This is a genomic window from Streptomyces sp. NPDC126497, from assembly GCF_040302425.1.
Lineage (GTDB): Bacteria > Actinomycetota > Actinomycetes > Streptomycetales > Streptomycetaceae > Streptomyces.
Map to the genome: position 1 here is coordinate 25326 of NZ_JBEORT010000020.1, position 13524 is coordinate 38849.

At 68.7% G+C, this 13524-nt stretch carries 12 protein-coding genes; 5 read left to right on the forward strand and 7 right to left on the reverse strand.

Translation table 11 applies throughout. The features are described 5' to 3' along the window. Positions 1-18: 18 nt before the first annotated feature. A complete protein-coding gene (dnaB, locus tag ABTY20_RS12435) occupies positions 19-1497 on the reverse strand; it encodes a replicative DNA helicase (RefSeq protein WP_351996940.1) in 1479 nt (492 codons plus the stop codon). A gap of 460 nt (positions 1498-1957) precedes the next feature. Here dnaB and ABTY20_RS12440 point away from each other — a divergent pair, with 460 nt between their 5' ends. Beyond that, positions 1958-3295, forward strand: coding sequence for an MATE family efflux transporter (locus ABTY20_RS12440; protein WP_351996941.1), 1338 nt, complete (start codon positions 1958-1960; stop codon positions 3293-3295). 82 nt (positions 3296-3377) lie between these two features. Here ABTY20_RS12440 and rplI read toward each other — a convergent pair whose 3' ends face one another. From rplI to rpsF, 4 genes are all read right to left on the reverse strand, one after another. Further along, complete coding sequence (gene rplI / locus ABTY20_RS12445) at positions 3378-3824, reverse strand: 50S ribosomal protein L9 (RefSeq protein WP_351996942.1); 447 nt, start codon at positions 3822-3824, stop codon at positions 3378-3380. 18 nt (positions 3825-3842) lie between these two features. Further along, positions 3843-4079 carry a 30S ribosomal protein S18 gene (gene rpsR / locus ABTY20_RS12450; protein WP_003949403.1) on the reverse strand — a complete coding sequence of 79 codons (237 nt, stop codon included), beginning with the start codon at positions 4077-4079 and terminating at the stop codon, positions 3843-3845. Between the two features lie 43 nt (positions 4080-4122). Continuing rightward, positions 4123-4707: a single-stranded DNA-binding protein gene (locus ABTY20_RS12455; RefSeq protein ID WP_351996943.1), complete on the reverse strand. Its 585-nt coding sequence runs from the start codon at positions 4705-4707 to the stop codon at positions 4123-4125. A gap of 76 nt (positions 4708-4783) precedes the next feature. After that, complete coding sequence (gene rpsF / locus ABTY20_RS12460) at positions 4784-5074, reverse strand: 30S ribosomal protein S6 (RefSeq protein ID WP_004929252.1); 291 nt, start codon at positions 5072-5074, stop codon at positions 4784-4786. Between the two features lie 318 nt (positions 5075-5392). Between rpsF and ABTY20_RS12465 the strand changes: the two genes are divergently transcribed. From ABTY20_RS12465 to ABTY20_RS12475, 3 genes are all read left to right on the forward strand, one after another. Continuing rightward, positions 5393-5707, forward strand: a complete 315-nt coding sequence (locus ABTY20_RS12465) for a hypothetical protein (RefSeq protein ID WP_351996944.1) — start codon at positions 5393-5395, stop codon at positions 5705-5707. A gap of 164 nt (positions 5708-5871) precedes the next feature. Next, positions 5872-6993 (forward strand): peptidoglycan bridge formation glycyltransferase FemX, encoded by a 1122-nt coding sequence (gene femX, locus ABTY20_RS12470; RefSeq protein ID WP_351996945.1) that lies wholly within the window; start codon positions 5872-5874, stop codon positions 6991-6993. Positions 6994-7070: 77 nt separating this feature from the next. Next, positions 7071-8102 (forward strand): alanine racemase, encoded by a 1032-nt coding sequence (locus tag ABTY20_RS12475; protein ID WP_351996946.1) that lies wholly within the window; start codon positions 7071-7073, stop codon positions 8100-8102. 78 nt (positions 8103-8180) lie between these two features. Here ABTY20_RS12475 and ABTY20_RS12480 read toward each other — a convergent pair whose 3' ends face one another. Together ABTY20_RS12480 and ABTY20_RS12485 are read right to left on the reverse strand one after the other, a co-directional pair. Next, the gene (locus ABTY20_RS12480; RefSeq protein WP_351996947.1) at positions 8181-9689 is read right to left on the reverse strand and encodes a glycosyltransferase family 87 protein; all 1509 of its coding nucleotides are present in this window, start codon (positions 9687-9689) and stop codon (positions 8181-8183) included. A 98-nt stretch (positions 9690-9787) separates the two neighbouring features. Further along, positions 9788-12409: a transglycosylase domain-containing protein gene (locus ABTY20_RS12485; protein WP_351996948.1), complete on the reverse strand. Its 2622-nt coding sequence runs from the start codon at positions 12407-12409 to the stop codon at positions 9788-9790. 396 nt (positions 12410-12805) lie between these two features. Between ABTY20_RS12485 and ABTY20_RS12490 the strand changes: the two genes are divergently transcribed. Then, positions 12806-13489: a PadR family transcriptional regulator gene (locus ABTY20_RS12490; protein ID WP_351996949.1), complete on the forward strand. Its 684-nt coding sequence runs from the start codon at positions 12806-12808 to the stop codon at positions 13487-13489. The last annotated feature ends 35 nt before the right edge of the window (positions 13490-13524 follow it).

The window sequence follows — 13524 nt, forward strand, 5'->3', positions numbered from 1 at the left end:
CAGTCCAGCAGGAACGGATCAGGTCTGCGCCATGTCCACGAAGCGGGAGTAGTGGCCCTGGAAGGCGACCGTGATGGTGGCCGTCGGACCGTTCCGGTGCTTCGCCACGATCAGGTCCGCCTCACCCGCGCGCGGGGACTCCTTCTCGTAGGCGTCCTCGCGGTGCAGCAGGATGACCATGTCGGCGTCCTGCTCGATGGAGCCGGACTCACGCAGGTCGGAGACCATCGGCTTCTTGTCGGTGCGCTGCTCGGGACCACGGTTGAGCTGGGAGAGGGCGATGACCGGGATCTCCAGCTCCTTGGCGAGCAGCTTGAGGTTGCGGGACATGTCCGAGACCTCCTGCTGACGGCTCTCGGCCCGCTTGGAACCGCCGGACTGCATCAGCTGCAGGTAGTCGATGACGACCAGCTTCAGGTCGTTGCGCTGTTTCAGGCGGCGGCACTTGGCGCGGATCTCCATCATCGACAGGTTCGGGGAGTCGTCGATGTAGAGCGGTGCCGCCGAGACGTCCGGCATCCGGCGGGCCAGGCGTGTCCAGTCCTCGTCGGTCATCGTGCCGGACCGCATGTGGTGCAGGGCGACCCGGGCCTCGGCGGACAGCAGGCGCATCGCGATCTCGTTGCGCCCCATCTCGAGCGAGAAGATGACGCTCGGCAGGTTGTTCTTGATGGACGCGGCCCGTGCGAAGTCCAGGGCGAGCGTCGACTTGCCCATCGCGGGACGCGCGGCGATGACGATCATCTGTCCCGGGTGCAGGCCGTTGGTGAGCGAGTCGAAGTCGGTGAACCCGGTGGGCACTCCGGTCATCTCACCGCTGCGCGACCCGATCGCCTCGATCTCGTCGAGCGCGCCCTCCATGATGTCGCCGAGCGGGAGGTAGTCCTCACTGGTGCGCTGCTCGGTGACCGCGTAGATCTCCGCCTGCGCGCGGTTGACGATCTCGTCGACGTCGTCGTCGGCCGCGTACCCCATCTGCGTGATGCGCGTACCGGCCTCGACCAGGCGGCGCAGTACGGCACGCTCGTGCACGATCTCCGCGTAGTAGGCCGCGTTGGCCGCCGTGGGCACCGTCTGGACGAGGGTGTGCAGATACGAGGCCCCGCCGACCTTGTTGATCTCACCGCGCTTGGTCAGCTCCGCGGCGATGGTGATCGGGTCGGCAGGCTCGCCCTTGGCGTAGACGTCGAGGACGGCCGTGTAGATGGTCTCGTGGGCCGGCTTGTAGAAGTCGTGGCCCTTGAGGATCTCCACGACGTCGGCGATGGCGTCCTTGGACAGCAGCATGCCGCCGAGGACGGACTGCTCGGCCTCGAGGTCCTGCGGCGGGACCCTCTCGAACGCGGAGCCCCCGCCGTCCCACACGCCGTTGTCGCGGCCGCGGTCGTGCTGGTCGTCGCGGCCCCGGCCACGGTCCTCCCGGCGACGAGAAGCGGGCAGACGATCACTGGGACCGCTGTCGGCCCACGGGTCGTCCAAGGGCTCGGAAATGCTCACCGAGCCACCTCCTCCCGTCCGCCGGAACGGACCTCTCCGTGCTTCTCTCTTGTAGGGCACGGCACTGACAAATGAGAGGCCCGACTCCCTGTACTGCGGGCCGTATGTACGGCGTTCGGTGAGCCGGTGGACGGAGCGGGCGCCGGACCACCGTAGGCCTGTCGGCACCGTCCGCCAATCCGGTTATCCACAGGGCATGTGGACGACCGGCCCAATGCTGTGGAGAACTCCGCGAAACCTGTGCACGAGCCGGTGGACAGCCCTGTGAACAAGCCCGCACCTCTCTCCACAGCAAGGCTGTGACCTGCATTTCTATCGTCCACCGGCTGTGCAGAAGAAAAAGTTGCCCGGTCGGATCAAGATCGCTTCGCCAGGTGTACGCAAGCCCACACCCGGAGCCGCAGAGTAAGGGTCTCCAAAGCTTTGCATCGCTTACCTGTGGACGATTAGATTGGTGCACATGACACAGGCCCCCGCGCGGCCCGGAGCCGCTCGACGGCGGCATGACCGCGAGATCGTCATGCTGGCAGTCCCCGCCTTCGGCGCCCTCGTCGCCGAGCCTCTCTTCGTCATGGCGGACAGCGCCATCGTCGGCCATCTGGGCACGGCACAACTCGCCGGCCTCGGTGTCGCCTCGGCCCTCCTGATGACCGCCGTGAGCGTCTTCGTCTTCCTGGCCTACGCCACCACGGCCGCCGTCGCCCGGCGCGTCGGGGCCGGTGACCTTCCGTCGGCCATCCGCCAGGGCATGGACGGAATCTGGCTGGCGCTGCTCCTCGGTGCCGCCGTCATGGCCGTCGTCCTGCCCACCGCGCCCGGCCTCGTGGATCTTTTCGGCGCCTCCGACACGGCGGCCCCCCACGCGACCACCTACTTGCGGATCTCCGCGCTCGGCATACCGGCCATGCTGATCGTGCTCGCCGCGACCGGTGTTCTGCGCGGGCTGCAGAACACCAGGACACCGCTCTACGTCGCCATCGCCGGCTTCGTCGCCAACGGTGTGCTCAATGTCGCACTGGTCTACGGCGCCGGCCTCGGTATCGCGGGCTCCGCCTGGGGCACCGTCCTCGCGCAGTGCGGCATGGCCGCGGTCTACCTGACCGTGGTGCTGCGCGGGGCGCGCAGGCACGGGGCGTCGCTGCGCCCGGATGCCGCCGGAATCAGGGCCTCGGCCCAGGCGGGCGTTCCCCTGCTGGTCCGGACCCTCTCGCTCCGGGCGATCCTGATGATCGCGACGGCCGTCGCCGCCCGTCTCGGTGACTCCGACATCGCGGCCCACCAGATCATCCTCTCCCTGTGGAGCCTGCTCGCCTTCGCGCTGGACGCCATCGCCATCGCCGGGCAGGCCATCATCGGGCGTTGTCTGGGCGCCGGCGACGCCCAGGGTGCCCGTGAGGCATGCCGCCGCATGGTCGAGTGGGGTATCGCGGTCGGCGTCGTCCTCGGCGTCCTGGTGGTGCTCGCCCGGCCGGCGTTCCTGCCCCTGTTCACCGATGACACCACGGTCACGGACGCGGCACTGCCCGCCCTGGTGCTGGTGGCCCTGTCCCAGCCGGTCTGCGGTGTCGTCTTCGTCCTGGACGGGGTCCTGATGGGCGCGGGCGACGGACCGTACCTGGCCTGGGCGATGCTGGTCACCCTCGCGGTGTTCGCTCCCGCCGCCCTGCTGGTCCCCGCGCTCGGGGGCGGGCTCACGGCGCTGTGGGCCACGATGACGCTCATGATGACCGTGCGGATGCTGACCCTGTGGATCCGCACCCGCTCCGGCCGCTGGATCGTCACGGGCGCCGCACGCTGACCGTTTCACGTGGAACACGACGACGGGGGCCGCACCCCGAAGGGTGCGGCCCCCGTGCTCACTGCTTCAGCGAGCGCAACACTCAGCCGGCGACGACCTCGATGGCGACCTTGGCGGCCACCTCCGGGTGCAGACGCACGGACGTCTCGTGGGCGCCCAGCGTCTTGATCGGCGAGCCGAGCTCGATGCGGCGCTTGTCGACCTCGGGGCCACCGGCGTCCTTGATCGCCGAAGCGATGTCGGCCGGGGTGACGGAACCGAAGAGACGACCGGCGTCGCCGGAGCGAACGGCCAGACGAACCTTGACGCCCTCGAGCTGGGCCTTCACCTGGTTGGCCTGCTCGATGGTCTGGATCTCGTGGATCTTGCGAGCCCGACGGATCTGCTCGACGTCCTTCTCGCCGCCCTTGGTCCAGCGGATGGCGAGCTTCCGCGGAACCAGGTAGTTGCGAGCGTAACCGTCCTTGACGTCGACGACGTCGCCCGCGGCACCGAGGCCGGAGACCTCGTGGGTGAGGATGATCTTCATGAGTCGGTCACCCTTCCCTTATCGCGCGGTGGAGGTGTAGGGCAGCAGCGCCATCTCACGGCTGTTCTTGACAGCCGTGGCGACGTCACGCTGGTGCTGCGTGCAGTTGCCGGTCACGCGGCGGGCACGGATCTTGCCACGGTCGGAAATGAACTTCCGCAGCATGTTCGTGTCCTTGTAGTCCACGTACGTGACCTTGTCCTTGCAGAATGCGCAGACCTTCTTCTTAGGCTTGCGCACAGGCGGCTTCGCCATGATGTTTCTCCTGTGTGATCAAGAAGTGTGGATACGGGCCCGCCTAGAAGGGGGGCTCGTCCGAGTAGCCGCCGCCGCTGCTTCCACCGGAGCCGCCGCCCCAGCCGCCGCCACCCTGCTGGCCGCCGGCGGGAGCGCCGGTCGCCCACGGGTCGTCGGCGGGAGCGCCGCCACCCTGCTGGCCGCCGCCGGAGCCGCCGCCCCAGCCGCCGCCACCCTGCTGGCCGCCGCCACCGCCGCCGTAGCCGCCCTGGCCACCGCGACCGGTGGTCTTGGTGACCTTGGCCGTGGCGTTGCGCAGGCTGGCGCCGACTTCCTCGACGTCCAGCTCGTAGACCGTGCGCTTGACGCCCTCACGGTCCTCGTAGGACCGCTGCTTCAGCCGGCCCTGCACGATGACGCGCATGCCTCGCTGGAGCGACTCGGCGACGTTCTCCGCCGCCTGACGCCAGACGGAGCAGGTCAGGAACAGGCTCTCGCCGTCCTTCCACTCGTTCGTCTGGCGGTCGAAGGTGCGGGGGGTCGACGCGACGCGGAACTTCGCGACGGCCGCACCGGACGGGGTGAAGCGCAGCTCGGGGTCGTCGACAAGATTGCCGACGACCGTGATGACGGTCTCGCCTGCCATGGGGAACCTCTCGGCGGGTTTGCTGCTGGCTGCTTGTGCTGCTACTCGGGTCCCGGGATCGACCGAGCGGGAGGGCTCAGTGGGTCTCGGGGCGGAGGACCTTGGTCCGGAGGACCGACTCGTTCAGGTTCATCTGGCGGTCGAGCTCCTTGACGACCGCAGGCTCGGCCTGCAGGTCGATGACCGAGTAGATGCCCTCGGGCTTCTTCTTGATCTCGTACGAGAGACGACGACGGCCCCAGGTGTCGACCTTCTCGACCTTTCCGCCGCCGTCACGGACGACGGAGAGGAAGTTCTCGATCAGCGGGGAGACAGCGCGCTCCTCGGTGTCGGGGTCGAGGATGACCATCACCTCGTAGTGACGCATGTGGAACCCACCTCCTTTGGACTCAGCGGCCACGGTCGTTCCGTGGCAGGAGGGTCGTGATGCGTTGTTGCAACGATGCCTGTCAGTAAAACAGCCGCCACTGACAATCGAGGCCGGGCGGCGATCCACCGGGACGGCCGGGACGGGCCGCGGCCCCTCCTCGACGTACCCGGCTCTTGTCCGTACAGACACCGGTGCGGACGGTACAGAGTACCCGCACAGCGGCTTGCGGTTGAAATCCGGCCGTGAGGACCGTCAATCTGTACACATCGGGTGTGTACGGCGCTACGATCCGCCGCCTTTCGCAGGAGGTGCCCCATGGCACAGGCATTGCGACCCAACACCGCCGGAGGCCTCTTCGCCACGGACGGCAAGCCCCACCCCCTCCAGGACGCCCTGCTCGCGGCGACCCTGGTGCTGGGCCTCACGTCCTTCATCACGGCGATGTTCCACCATCTGCACCTGCTCAGTTCCTGGACCGGCCTGGTGGGAATCCTCACCGGCGCCTACGGCCAGTGGATCTCGGTGACGACCCGCGCGCGCTTCGGCCTCGTCCTGGGCCTCGGTGCCGCGGCGGTCGGGTTCTTCCTGGGCATGGCGCACGGAGGCCTCTTCGGCGGGCTCTTCGACTGACACCGGGCACCCCGCCTCCGGACACCGTCGAACGCCCCGGCCGGCGACGGACCGGGGCGAAGGCCCGTGCGCCCAACCGGGGCGCCCCCGGAGCGCAGTAGGCTTCGCGCGAGAGCCGGAGCCCCTGAACCCATGGGGACACACCAGCCCGAGGAGCGCCCCGAATGAGCCTGACCCTGAGGACCATCAGCCGTGAGCAGCATCTGGCCTACATCCAGAGCCTGCCGTCGGCGAGTCACATGCAGGTCCCGGCCTGGGCCGATGTCAAGGCGGAATGGCGCTCGGAGAACCTCGGCTGGTTCGACGACCGGACCGGCGAACTGGTCGGCGCCGGGCTCGTCCTCTACCGGCAGCTGCCCAAGATCAAGCGCTACCTCGCCTACCTGCCCGAGGGCCCGGTCATCAACTGGTTCGCACCGAACCTCCAGGAGTGGATCGAGCCGATGCTCGCCCACCTGAAGCAGCAGGGCGCGTTCTCGGTGAAGATGGGCCCGCCGGTGATCATCCGGCGCTGGGAGGCCTCGACCATCAAGAGGGGGATCCAGGACCAGGACGTGAAGCGCCTGCGCGACCTGGAGGCCGACTTCATCGAACCCCGTGCCTTCGAGGTCGCCGACAAGCTGCGCCGCATGGGCTGGCAGCAGGGTGAGGACGGCGGTGCCGGATTCGGCGACGTCCAGCCGCGCTACGTCTACCAGGTGCCGCTGGCCAACCGCGCCCTGGAAGACGTCCACAAGAACTTCAACCAGCTGTGGCGCCGCAACATCAAGAAGGCGGAGAAGGCCGGCGTCGAGGTCGTCCAGGGCGGCTACGACGACCTGCCCGAGTGGCAGCGGCTGTACGAGATCACGGCCGTGCGCGACCGCTTCCGGCCCCGCCCGCTGTCGTACTTCCAGCGCATGTGGACGGCCCTCAACACCGAGGACCCCAATCGCATGCGGCTGTACTTCGCCCGCCACAACGGCGTGAACCTGTCCGCGGCGACGATGCTGATCGTCGGCGGGCACGTCTGGTACTCCTACGGCGCCTCCGACAACATCGGCCGCGAGGTCCGCCCCTCGAACGCGATGCAGTGGCGGATGCTGCGCGACGCCTACGCGCTCGGCGCCACCGTCTACGACCTGCGCGGCATCTCCGACTCGCTGGACGAGACCGACCACCTCTTCGGTCTGATCCAGTTCAAGGTGGGTACCGGCGGACAGGCCGCCGAGTACCTCGGCGAGTGGGACTTCCCGCTGAACAAGCTGCTCCACAAGGCGCTCGACATCTACATGTCGCGCCGCTGACCTCCGCTCCGGCGGCTCCCCGCTCCCTCCTCCACCTCTGACACACCGCAGCCACCAGAAAGGTTCCAGGTCCGGCCATGGCGCTCACGCTCTACGTCGACACCGCGCGCTGGCGGGCGCATCACAAGCACGTGCAGGAGCAGTTCCCGGGACTGGTCCCGGTCTGCAAGGGCAACGGCTACGGCTTCGGCCACGAGCGCCTCGCCGAGGAGGCCACCCGGCTGGGCTCGGACGTCCTCGCGGTCGGCACGACGTACGAGGCCGCCCGGATCAAGGACTGGTTCGGCGGTGACCTGCTGGTGCTGACGCCGTACCGGCGCGGCGAGGAGCCGGTGCCGCTGCCCGACCGGGTCGTCCGCTCGGTGTCGTCCGTCGACGGCGTGTACGGACTCGTGGGCGCCCGGGTGGTCATCGAGGTGATGTCCTCGATGAAGCGGCACGGCATCAGCGAGCAGGACCTGCCCCAGCTGCACTCCGCGATAGAGAACGTCCGGCTGGAGGGCTTCGCCATCCACCTGCCGCTGGACCGCACCGACGGCTCGGACGCCGTCGAGGAGGTCATCGGCTGGATGGACCGCCTGCGGGCCGCCCGTCTCCCGCTGCACACGATGTTCGTGAGCCACCTCAAGGCCGACGACCTCGTCCGGCTGCAGCAGCAGTTCCCGCAGACCCGCTTCCGTGCCCGGATCGGCACCCGGCTCTGGCTGGGGGACCACGAGGCCACCGAGTACCGGGGTGCGGTCCTGGACGTCACGCGCGTCGCCAAGGGGGACCGGTTCGGCTACCGGCAGCAGAAGGCCGCCTCCGACGGCTATCTGGTGGTCGTGGCGGGCGGTACGTCGCACGGGGTGGGCCTGGAGGCCCCCAAGGCCCTGCACGGGGTCATGCCGCGCGCCAAGGGCGTCGCCCGGGCCGGCCTCGCCACGGTCAACCGGAACCTCTCGCCGTTCGTCTGGGGCGGCAAGCAGCGCTGGTTCGCCGAGCCGCCGCACATGCAGGTGTCGATCCTGTTCGTGCCCGCGGACGCGCCGGAACCGCAGGTGGGCGAGGAGCTGGTGGCCCACCTCCGGCACACCACCACGCAGTTCGACCGGCTCGTCGACCGCTGACGGCGGGAAGGCCGCGCACGGTCCTCCCGTGCACGGCCTTCCCGGTGTCCTGAGGAGGCGTCGCCTCCGGCGGTTCACTCAGAGCGAACCACCGGTCGCCTCCGTCCTGCCCCATGCGACCGCGGGTCCCTCGAAGTGGGCCGCGTGCCGCGCGGGGCGGGCCGCGGGACCGAGCACGAACACGTCCTCCGCCCCGTCCAGGACCCCGCCCGAGGGGTCGTCGTCGCCGGACCTGCGCACCGGGTCCCGTTCCGGCATCAGGATGTCGCGCAGGACCGTGGCACAGAGGTAGAGCGTCCCCAGCAGGTGCACGCCGATGGCCCAGTGGTAGCCGTCGGCGGGCAGCCCCTTGTGGGCGTCCCCACTGGTCGTGTAAGCGAGGTACATCCAGATGCCCAGGAAGTACGCCACCTCGCAGGCCTGCCAGACGAGGAAGTCCCGCCACTTCGGCCGGGCGAGGGCCGCCAGCGGCACCAGCCACAGGACGTACTGCGGCGAGTAGACCTTGTTGGTGAGGATGAACGCCGCGACGATCAGGAAGGCGAGCTGGGCGAAGCGCGGCCGCCGGGGGGCCATGAGCGCGAGTGCCGCGATGCCCACGCAGCACAGCAGCATCAGCACCGTGGCGAGCGTGTTGACCGTGTCGGTGCTCAGCGGGTCGTCCGAGTTCTGCGCCAGGATCAACCAGAAGGAACCGAAGTCGACGCCTCGCTCCTGGCTGAAGGTGTAGAACTTCGACCAGCCGTCGAACGCGAAGAGCATCACGGGCCCGTTCACGACGAGCCAGGCGACGGCCGCACCGCCCAGGGCCGTGCCGTACTCCCGCCACCGTCCCGCGCGCCAGCACAGCACCAGCAGCGGGCCGAGGAGCAGCACGGGGTAGAGCTTGGCGGCCGTGGCGAGCCCCAGGAGGATGCCGAAGGCGAGGGAGCGCCCCCGCGACCACATCAGCATCGCGGCGGCCGTCAGGGCGACCGCCAGCAGGTCCCAGTTGATGGTCGCGGTCAGCGCGAAGGCCGGTGCCAGCGCGACCGGCAGACCGTCCCAGGGCCGCCGCGCGTGCGTACGGGTCACGCAGACGGCGATGACGGCCGCGCACACCATGAGCATCCCGGCGTTGACCATCCAGTACCACTGCTCCTGGTCCTGGATGCTGCCGCTGCCGGGGGTGAGCCAGGCGGCGACCTCCATGAACAGGCCGGTCAGCACCGGATACTCGAGGTACTGCATGTCCCCGGGGAGCTTGTCGAAGTACGGCACCAGCCCGTCGGCGAAGCCGCGTCCCTGGTAGAGGTGCGGGATGTCCGAGTAGCACGCGTGCGTGTACTGGGAGCTGGCGCCGAAGAACCAGGCGCCGTTGTAACAGGGCGCCTTCTGCACCAGGCCGAGGGCGAACATGCCGATCGCCACGAGCGCGATCACCCGCACCGGGATCCACCAGGAGGTCCCGGTCAGGGCACGCCGCCCGAGCGGACCGCCGATCAGCTCGCTGCCGGCCGCGGCGACCCGGTCCTCCTTGGTCGGCCGCACCGGTTCCGGCTCGTGGACGCTCGCACGCGTCGATTCTCCACTGGGCATGCCGCACATCCTGCCGTACGAGGCTGGGAATACGCCGAGGGCCGCCGCACCCGGGGGTGCGGCGGCCCGTGTTTCACGTGAAACACCCAAGCCGGGTGACAGTGCGGCTAACCGGTCGAGCCTCCGAGGAGACCGCCGCCGCCGTTGCCGTTGCCCCTGCTGTTTCCGGTGTCGCTGCTGGCCGTGGGATCCGGCGAGCTGGTCGCCCCTCCGTCCGTGCCGCCGTTGTCCGTGCCACCGCTGTCCGTGCCACCGTTGTCCTCTTCGTCGTCGCACCTGAAGTCGAACGGCCTGCACGTGGCGGTGTCGGTCGGCGCCGGCGTGGTCTCGGTCTGCGTGGGCGCGGGAGGCGTCGACGGCGTCTCCTCCGTCTCCTCCTCCTCGGTCTCCGTGACGGACGGAGTGGGAGACGGCGCCCCGATGCCGTCCGCGATCTCGCCGATCTTCTCGGCCTTGGGGAATCCGGGGTCCTCCTCGCCCTTCAGCGCGTCCTTCATGTACTCGGTCCAGATCTGCGTGGGGACGTCACCACCGTGGATGGAGTCCTCACCCGCCGTACCGTTCATGGAGAGCAGTTCGTGGTCCTTGGGGTCCTCACGGAACATCGCGACCGAGGTCGCGAGCTGCTGGGTGTAGCCGACCCACCACGCGGACTTGTTCTTGTCGGTCGTACCCGTCTTGCCGGCCGCTCTGCGCCCCAGCCCCTGCGCCTTGTAACCGGTACCGTTCTCGATCACGTTCTCGAGGACCTCGGTGACGTTGTGCGCCACGTTCTCCCGCATCACCTGCTTGACGCGCGGCTTCTCGAAGCCCGGCAGCTCCACCCCCTTGTGCTTGACGGCGGTCACCGAATACGGGTCGGCCTGCTTGCCGGATGCCGCGAAGGTCGCGTAGGCGTCGGCCATCCGGATCGCACTGGGGGTCGACGTACCCAGGGCGAAGGACGCGTTGATGCCGGCGAAGCTTTCCTTCAGAATGCCGGACTTCTGGGCGAAGTCCGCCACCTTCTCCATCCCCACGTCCATGCCGAGCTGCACGAAGGGGGTGTTGACGGACTGCTCCATCGCCTTGTGCAGGGTGATGTAACCCCACTTGTAGTCGGTCTCGTTCTCCTGGTAGAAGGGCGTGTTGTCCTTCTTGAGGACGAGGGAGCCGTCGTTCTCCTTGATCTGCAGGTGGTCGTCGCCGTTGTACTTGCTCTGCGGTGAGACACCTACGCCATTGGTCTTGTACGTGCCGTGCTGCATCGCGGCGGCCAGCACGAACGGCTTCCACGTCGAACCGACGGGGACACCCGAGGTGTCCGCGTTGTTGTTGAAGTGACCGTTCTCGAAGCCGGCACCGCCGTAGAGCGCGACGATCGCACCGTCGTTGGGCTTCACCGACGCCGCCCCGAACTGGACGTGCTGGTCCTCCTCGCGCTTCTTCGGGTCGAGCTTCTCCTTCTCGACCTTCTTCACGGCCTTGGCCAGCGCGTCGACCTTGTCCTTCTCGAAGGTCGTGTAGACCTGGTAGCCGCCCCGGTCGAACTGCGCCTCGGTGATGGCGGAGTTCTTCAGGACGTAGCGCTTCGCCGTGTCGACGAGATAGCTGACCTGGCCGGTCATGCCCTTGACCGCCTTGCGGCCCTGCGGCTCGGGATACTTCTTGATCGCCTTCTGGTACTCCCCGTCCGAGAGGTGCTCGTCCGCGTGCATCTGCTCGAGGATCCAGCTCCAGCGCTCCTCGGAACGCTCACGGTTCTTCTCGGCGGTGGCGGAGGAGTCGAGGTTCGGGTTGCCCGCGGGATCGTAGTACGTCGGTCCCTTGAGCAGCGCGGCGAGGAAGGCGCACTCGCTGGGCGTGAGGTCGACCGCGTCCTTGCCGTAGTAGGTCTGGGCGGCGGCCTGGATGCCGTAGGCGCCACGACCGTAGTACGAGGTGTTCAGGTACCCCTGGAGGATCTCCTTCTTGGTGAGCTTGGTGCCCACCTTGATCGAGATGAACATCTCCTTGAACTTCCGGGAGACCGTCTGCTCCTGGCTCAGGTAGGTGTTCTTCACGAACTGCTGGGTGATCGTCGAACCGCCCTGGGTGTCACCGCCCGTGGCCATGTTGCCGAGCGCCCGGGCGATGCCCATGGGGTCGATGCCCGAGTCGTCGTAGAAGCTCTTGTTCTCGGCCGAGATCACCGCCCACTGCATGGCCACGGGGATGCGGTCGATCGTGACGTTCTGCCGGTTCTGGCCGCTGCCGGTGGCGACCATCTGGGTTCCGTCCGCCCAGTAGTAGACGTTGTTCTCGGACTGCGCCGCGGCGTTCTTCTCACTGGGCACGCTCACCATGGCGTACCCGATCCCCGCCACGGCGACGAGACTGCCGAAGAACGCGAGGCACAGCCCGGACACGAGCTTCCAGGACGGGGTCCAGCGACGCCAGCCGTCCTTGTCGTGGCGCGGATAATCGATGATCCGCTTCTTCCCGGGAGGGGCAGCGCGCCCGCCGCCCCGGCCGGGGCCGGCGGCACGGCGGCCCCCGCCTCTCTGCGCCGCGCGGCGCGCCTCGGCGCGGCTTCCGTACTGCTCCTCACCCCCCGAGCCGCGGGAGCCCGATCCATAGGAATCGGACGGAGACCCGGTGGCGCCTCGCGGTGCCGCGCGGCGGCCGGAGGACGAGCCGGACTGGCCGCGTCGGGCCGCGGCACGTCCGCCTCCCTGCGGCTGCGGCGGTTTGCGACGGTGCTCGCTCATCGAACGACTACTCCTCGGGCAGGCGCACCCTTGCGCGCCTGGAAAAGGCGGCTGGTTTCCGGTCCCCCCGAAGTACGGATGCGGTGCTTCCCTCATTCACCCGTACTGCACCGGGGACCAAGACGTCCCCCGGCGTCACTCGGTTCCCGGTGGTCTGCATGGCGCACAGACTACGCACCGCCAAAACCCGCCGGGCACAGAAGTTCACCTCAAATCAGGCAACTTGCTCCCGATCCACCGGCGATGTGACCCCGTTCACTTTTCTCCCCCTTGTCGCATCAGGAGGGCCGCTCTATCGTCGTGATGTATCGAGTCGATACATCAGCTCGACATAAGGGCGGCGACGAGCCGCACAGAAGGCCGTCACGGCATGACCGCGGCAGAGGGGAGGCGACGATGAGCCGGCGTGCCGGAATCCTCGAGTTCGCCGTACTCGGCCTGCTCCGCGAATCTCCGATGCACGGCTATGAGCTGCGCAAACGACTCAATACGTCACTGGGCGTGTTCCGTGCGTTCAGCTACGGGACGCTCTACCCCTGCCTCAAGACGCTGCTCGCCAACGGCTGGTTGATCGAGGAACCGGGGAACACCAGCGAGGACGCCCTCGCCGCTCCGCTCGCGGGGCGCCGCGCCAAGATCGTCTACCGGTTGACGGCGGAGGGTAAGGAGCACTTCGAGCAGTTGCTGTCCCAGACGGGGCCGGACGCGTACGAGGACGAGACCTTCGCCGCGCGGTTCGCCTTCTTCGGACAGACGTCGCGCGACGTGCGCATGCGCGTGCTCGAGGGCCGCCGCAGCCGGCTGGAGGAGCGCCTCGAGAAGATGCGCGCCTCCCTGGCCCGGACCCGGGAGCGCCTCGACGACTACACGCTCGAGCTCCAGCGCCACGGGATGGAGTCCGTGGAGCGCGAAGTGCGCTGGCTGAACGAGCTCATCGAGAGCGAGCGGGCCGGGCGGGACCTGAAGGGGTCCACCGCCGGGGGGACCGCTCAGCAGGACACCACATCTGGAGCGACGGGCGGCCTGCCCCGGTCCGGGGACGACCCCCGGCCGGATACGCCCGACGACACCGCCACGTGAGACCCGGTCAGGGCCTCACTCGTACACACAGGGAG

Excerpts from the sequence above, each read along its gene's own strand:
- ABTY20_RS12440 (WP_351996941.1), top strand. The coding sequence starts at position 1,958 with ATGACACAGGCCCCCGCGCGGCCCGGAGCCGCTCGACGGCGGCATGAC.
- rplI (WP_351996942.1), bottom strand. The coding sequence starts at position 3,824 with ATGAAGATCATCCTCACCCACGAGGTCTCCGGCCTCGGTGCCGCGGGC.
- rpsR (WP_003949403.1), bottom strand. The coding sequence starts at position 4,079 with ATGGCGAAGCCGCCTGTGCGCAAGCCTAAGAAGAAGGTCTGCGCATTC.
- ABTY20_RS12455 (WP_351996943.1), bottom strand. The coding sequence starts at position 4,707 with ATGGCAGGCGAGACCGTCATCACGGTCGTCGGCAATCTTGTCGACGAC.
- rpsF (WP_004929252.1), bottom strand. The coding sequence starts at position 5,074 with ATGCGTCACTACGAGGTGATGGTCATCCTCGACCCCGACACCGAGGAG.
- ABTY20_RS12465 (WP_351996944.1), top strand. The coding sequence starts at position 5,393 with ATGGCACAGGCATTGCGACCCAACACCGCCGGAGGCCTCTTCGCCACG.
- femX (WP_351996945.1), top strand. The coding sequence starts at position 5,872 with ATGAGCCTGACCCTGAGGACCATCAGCCGTGAGCAGCATCTGGCCTAC.
- ABTY20_RS12475 (WP_351996946.1), top strand. The coding sequence starts at position 7,071 with ATGGCGCTCACGCTCTACGTCGACACCGCGCGCTGGCGGGCGCATCAC.
- ABTY20_RS12480 (WP_351996947.1), bottom strand. The coding sequence starts at position 9,689 with ATGTGCGGCATGCCCAGTGGAGAATCGACGCGTGCGAGCGTCCACGAG.
- ABTY20_RS12485 (WP_351996948.1), bottom strand. The coding sequence starts at position 12,409 with ATGAGCGAGCACCGTCGCAAACCGCCGCAGCCGCAGGGAGGCGGACGT.
- ABTY20_RS12490 (WP_351996949.1), top strand. The coding sequence starts at position 12,806 with ATGAGCCGGCGTGCCGGAATCCTCGAGTTCGCCGTACTCGGCCTGCTC.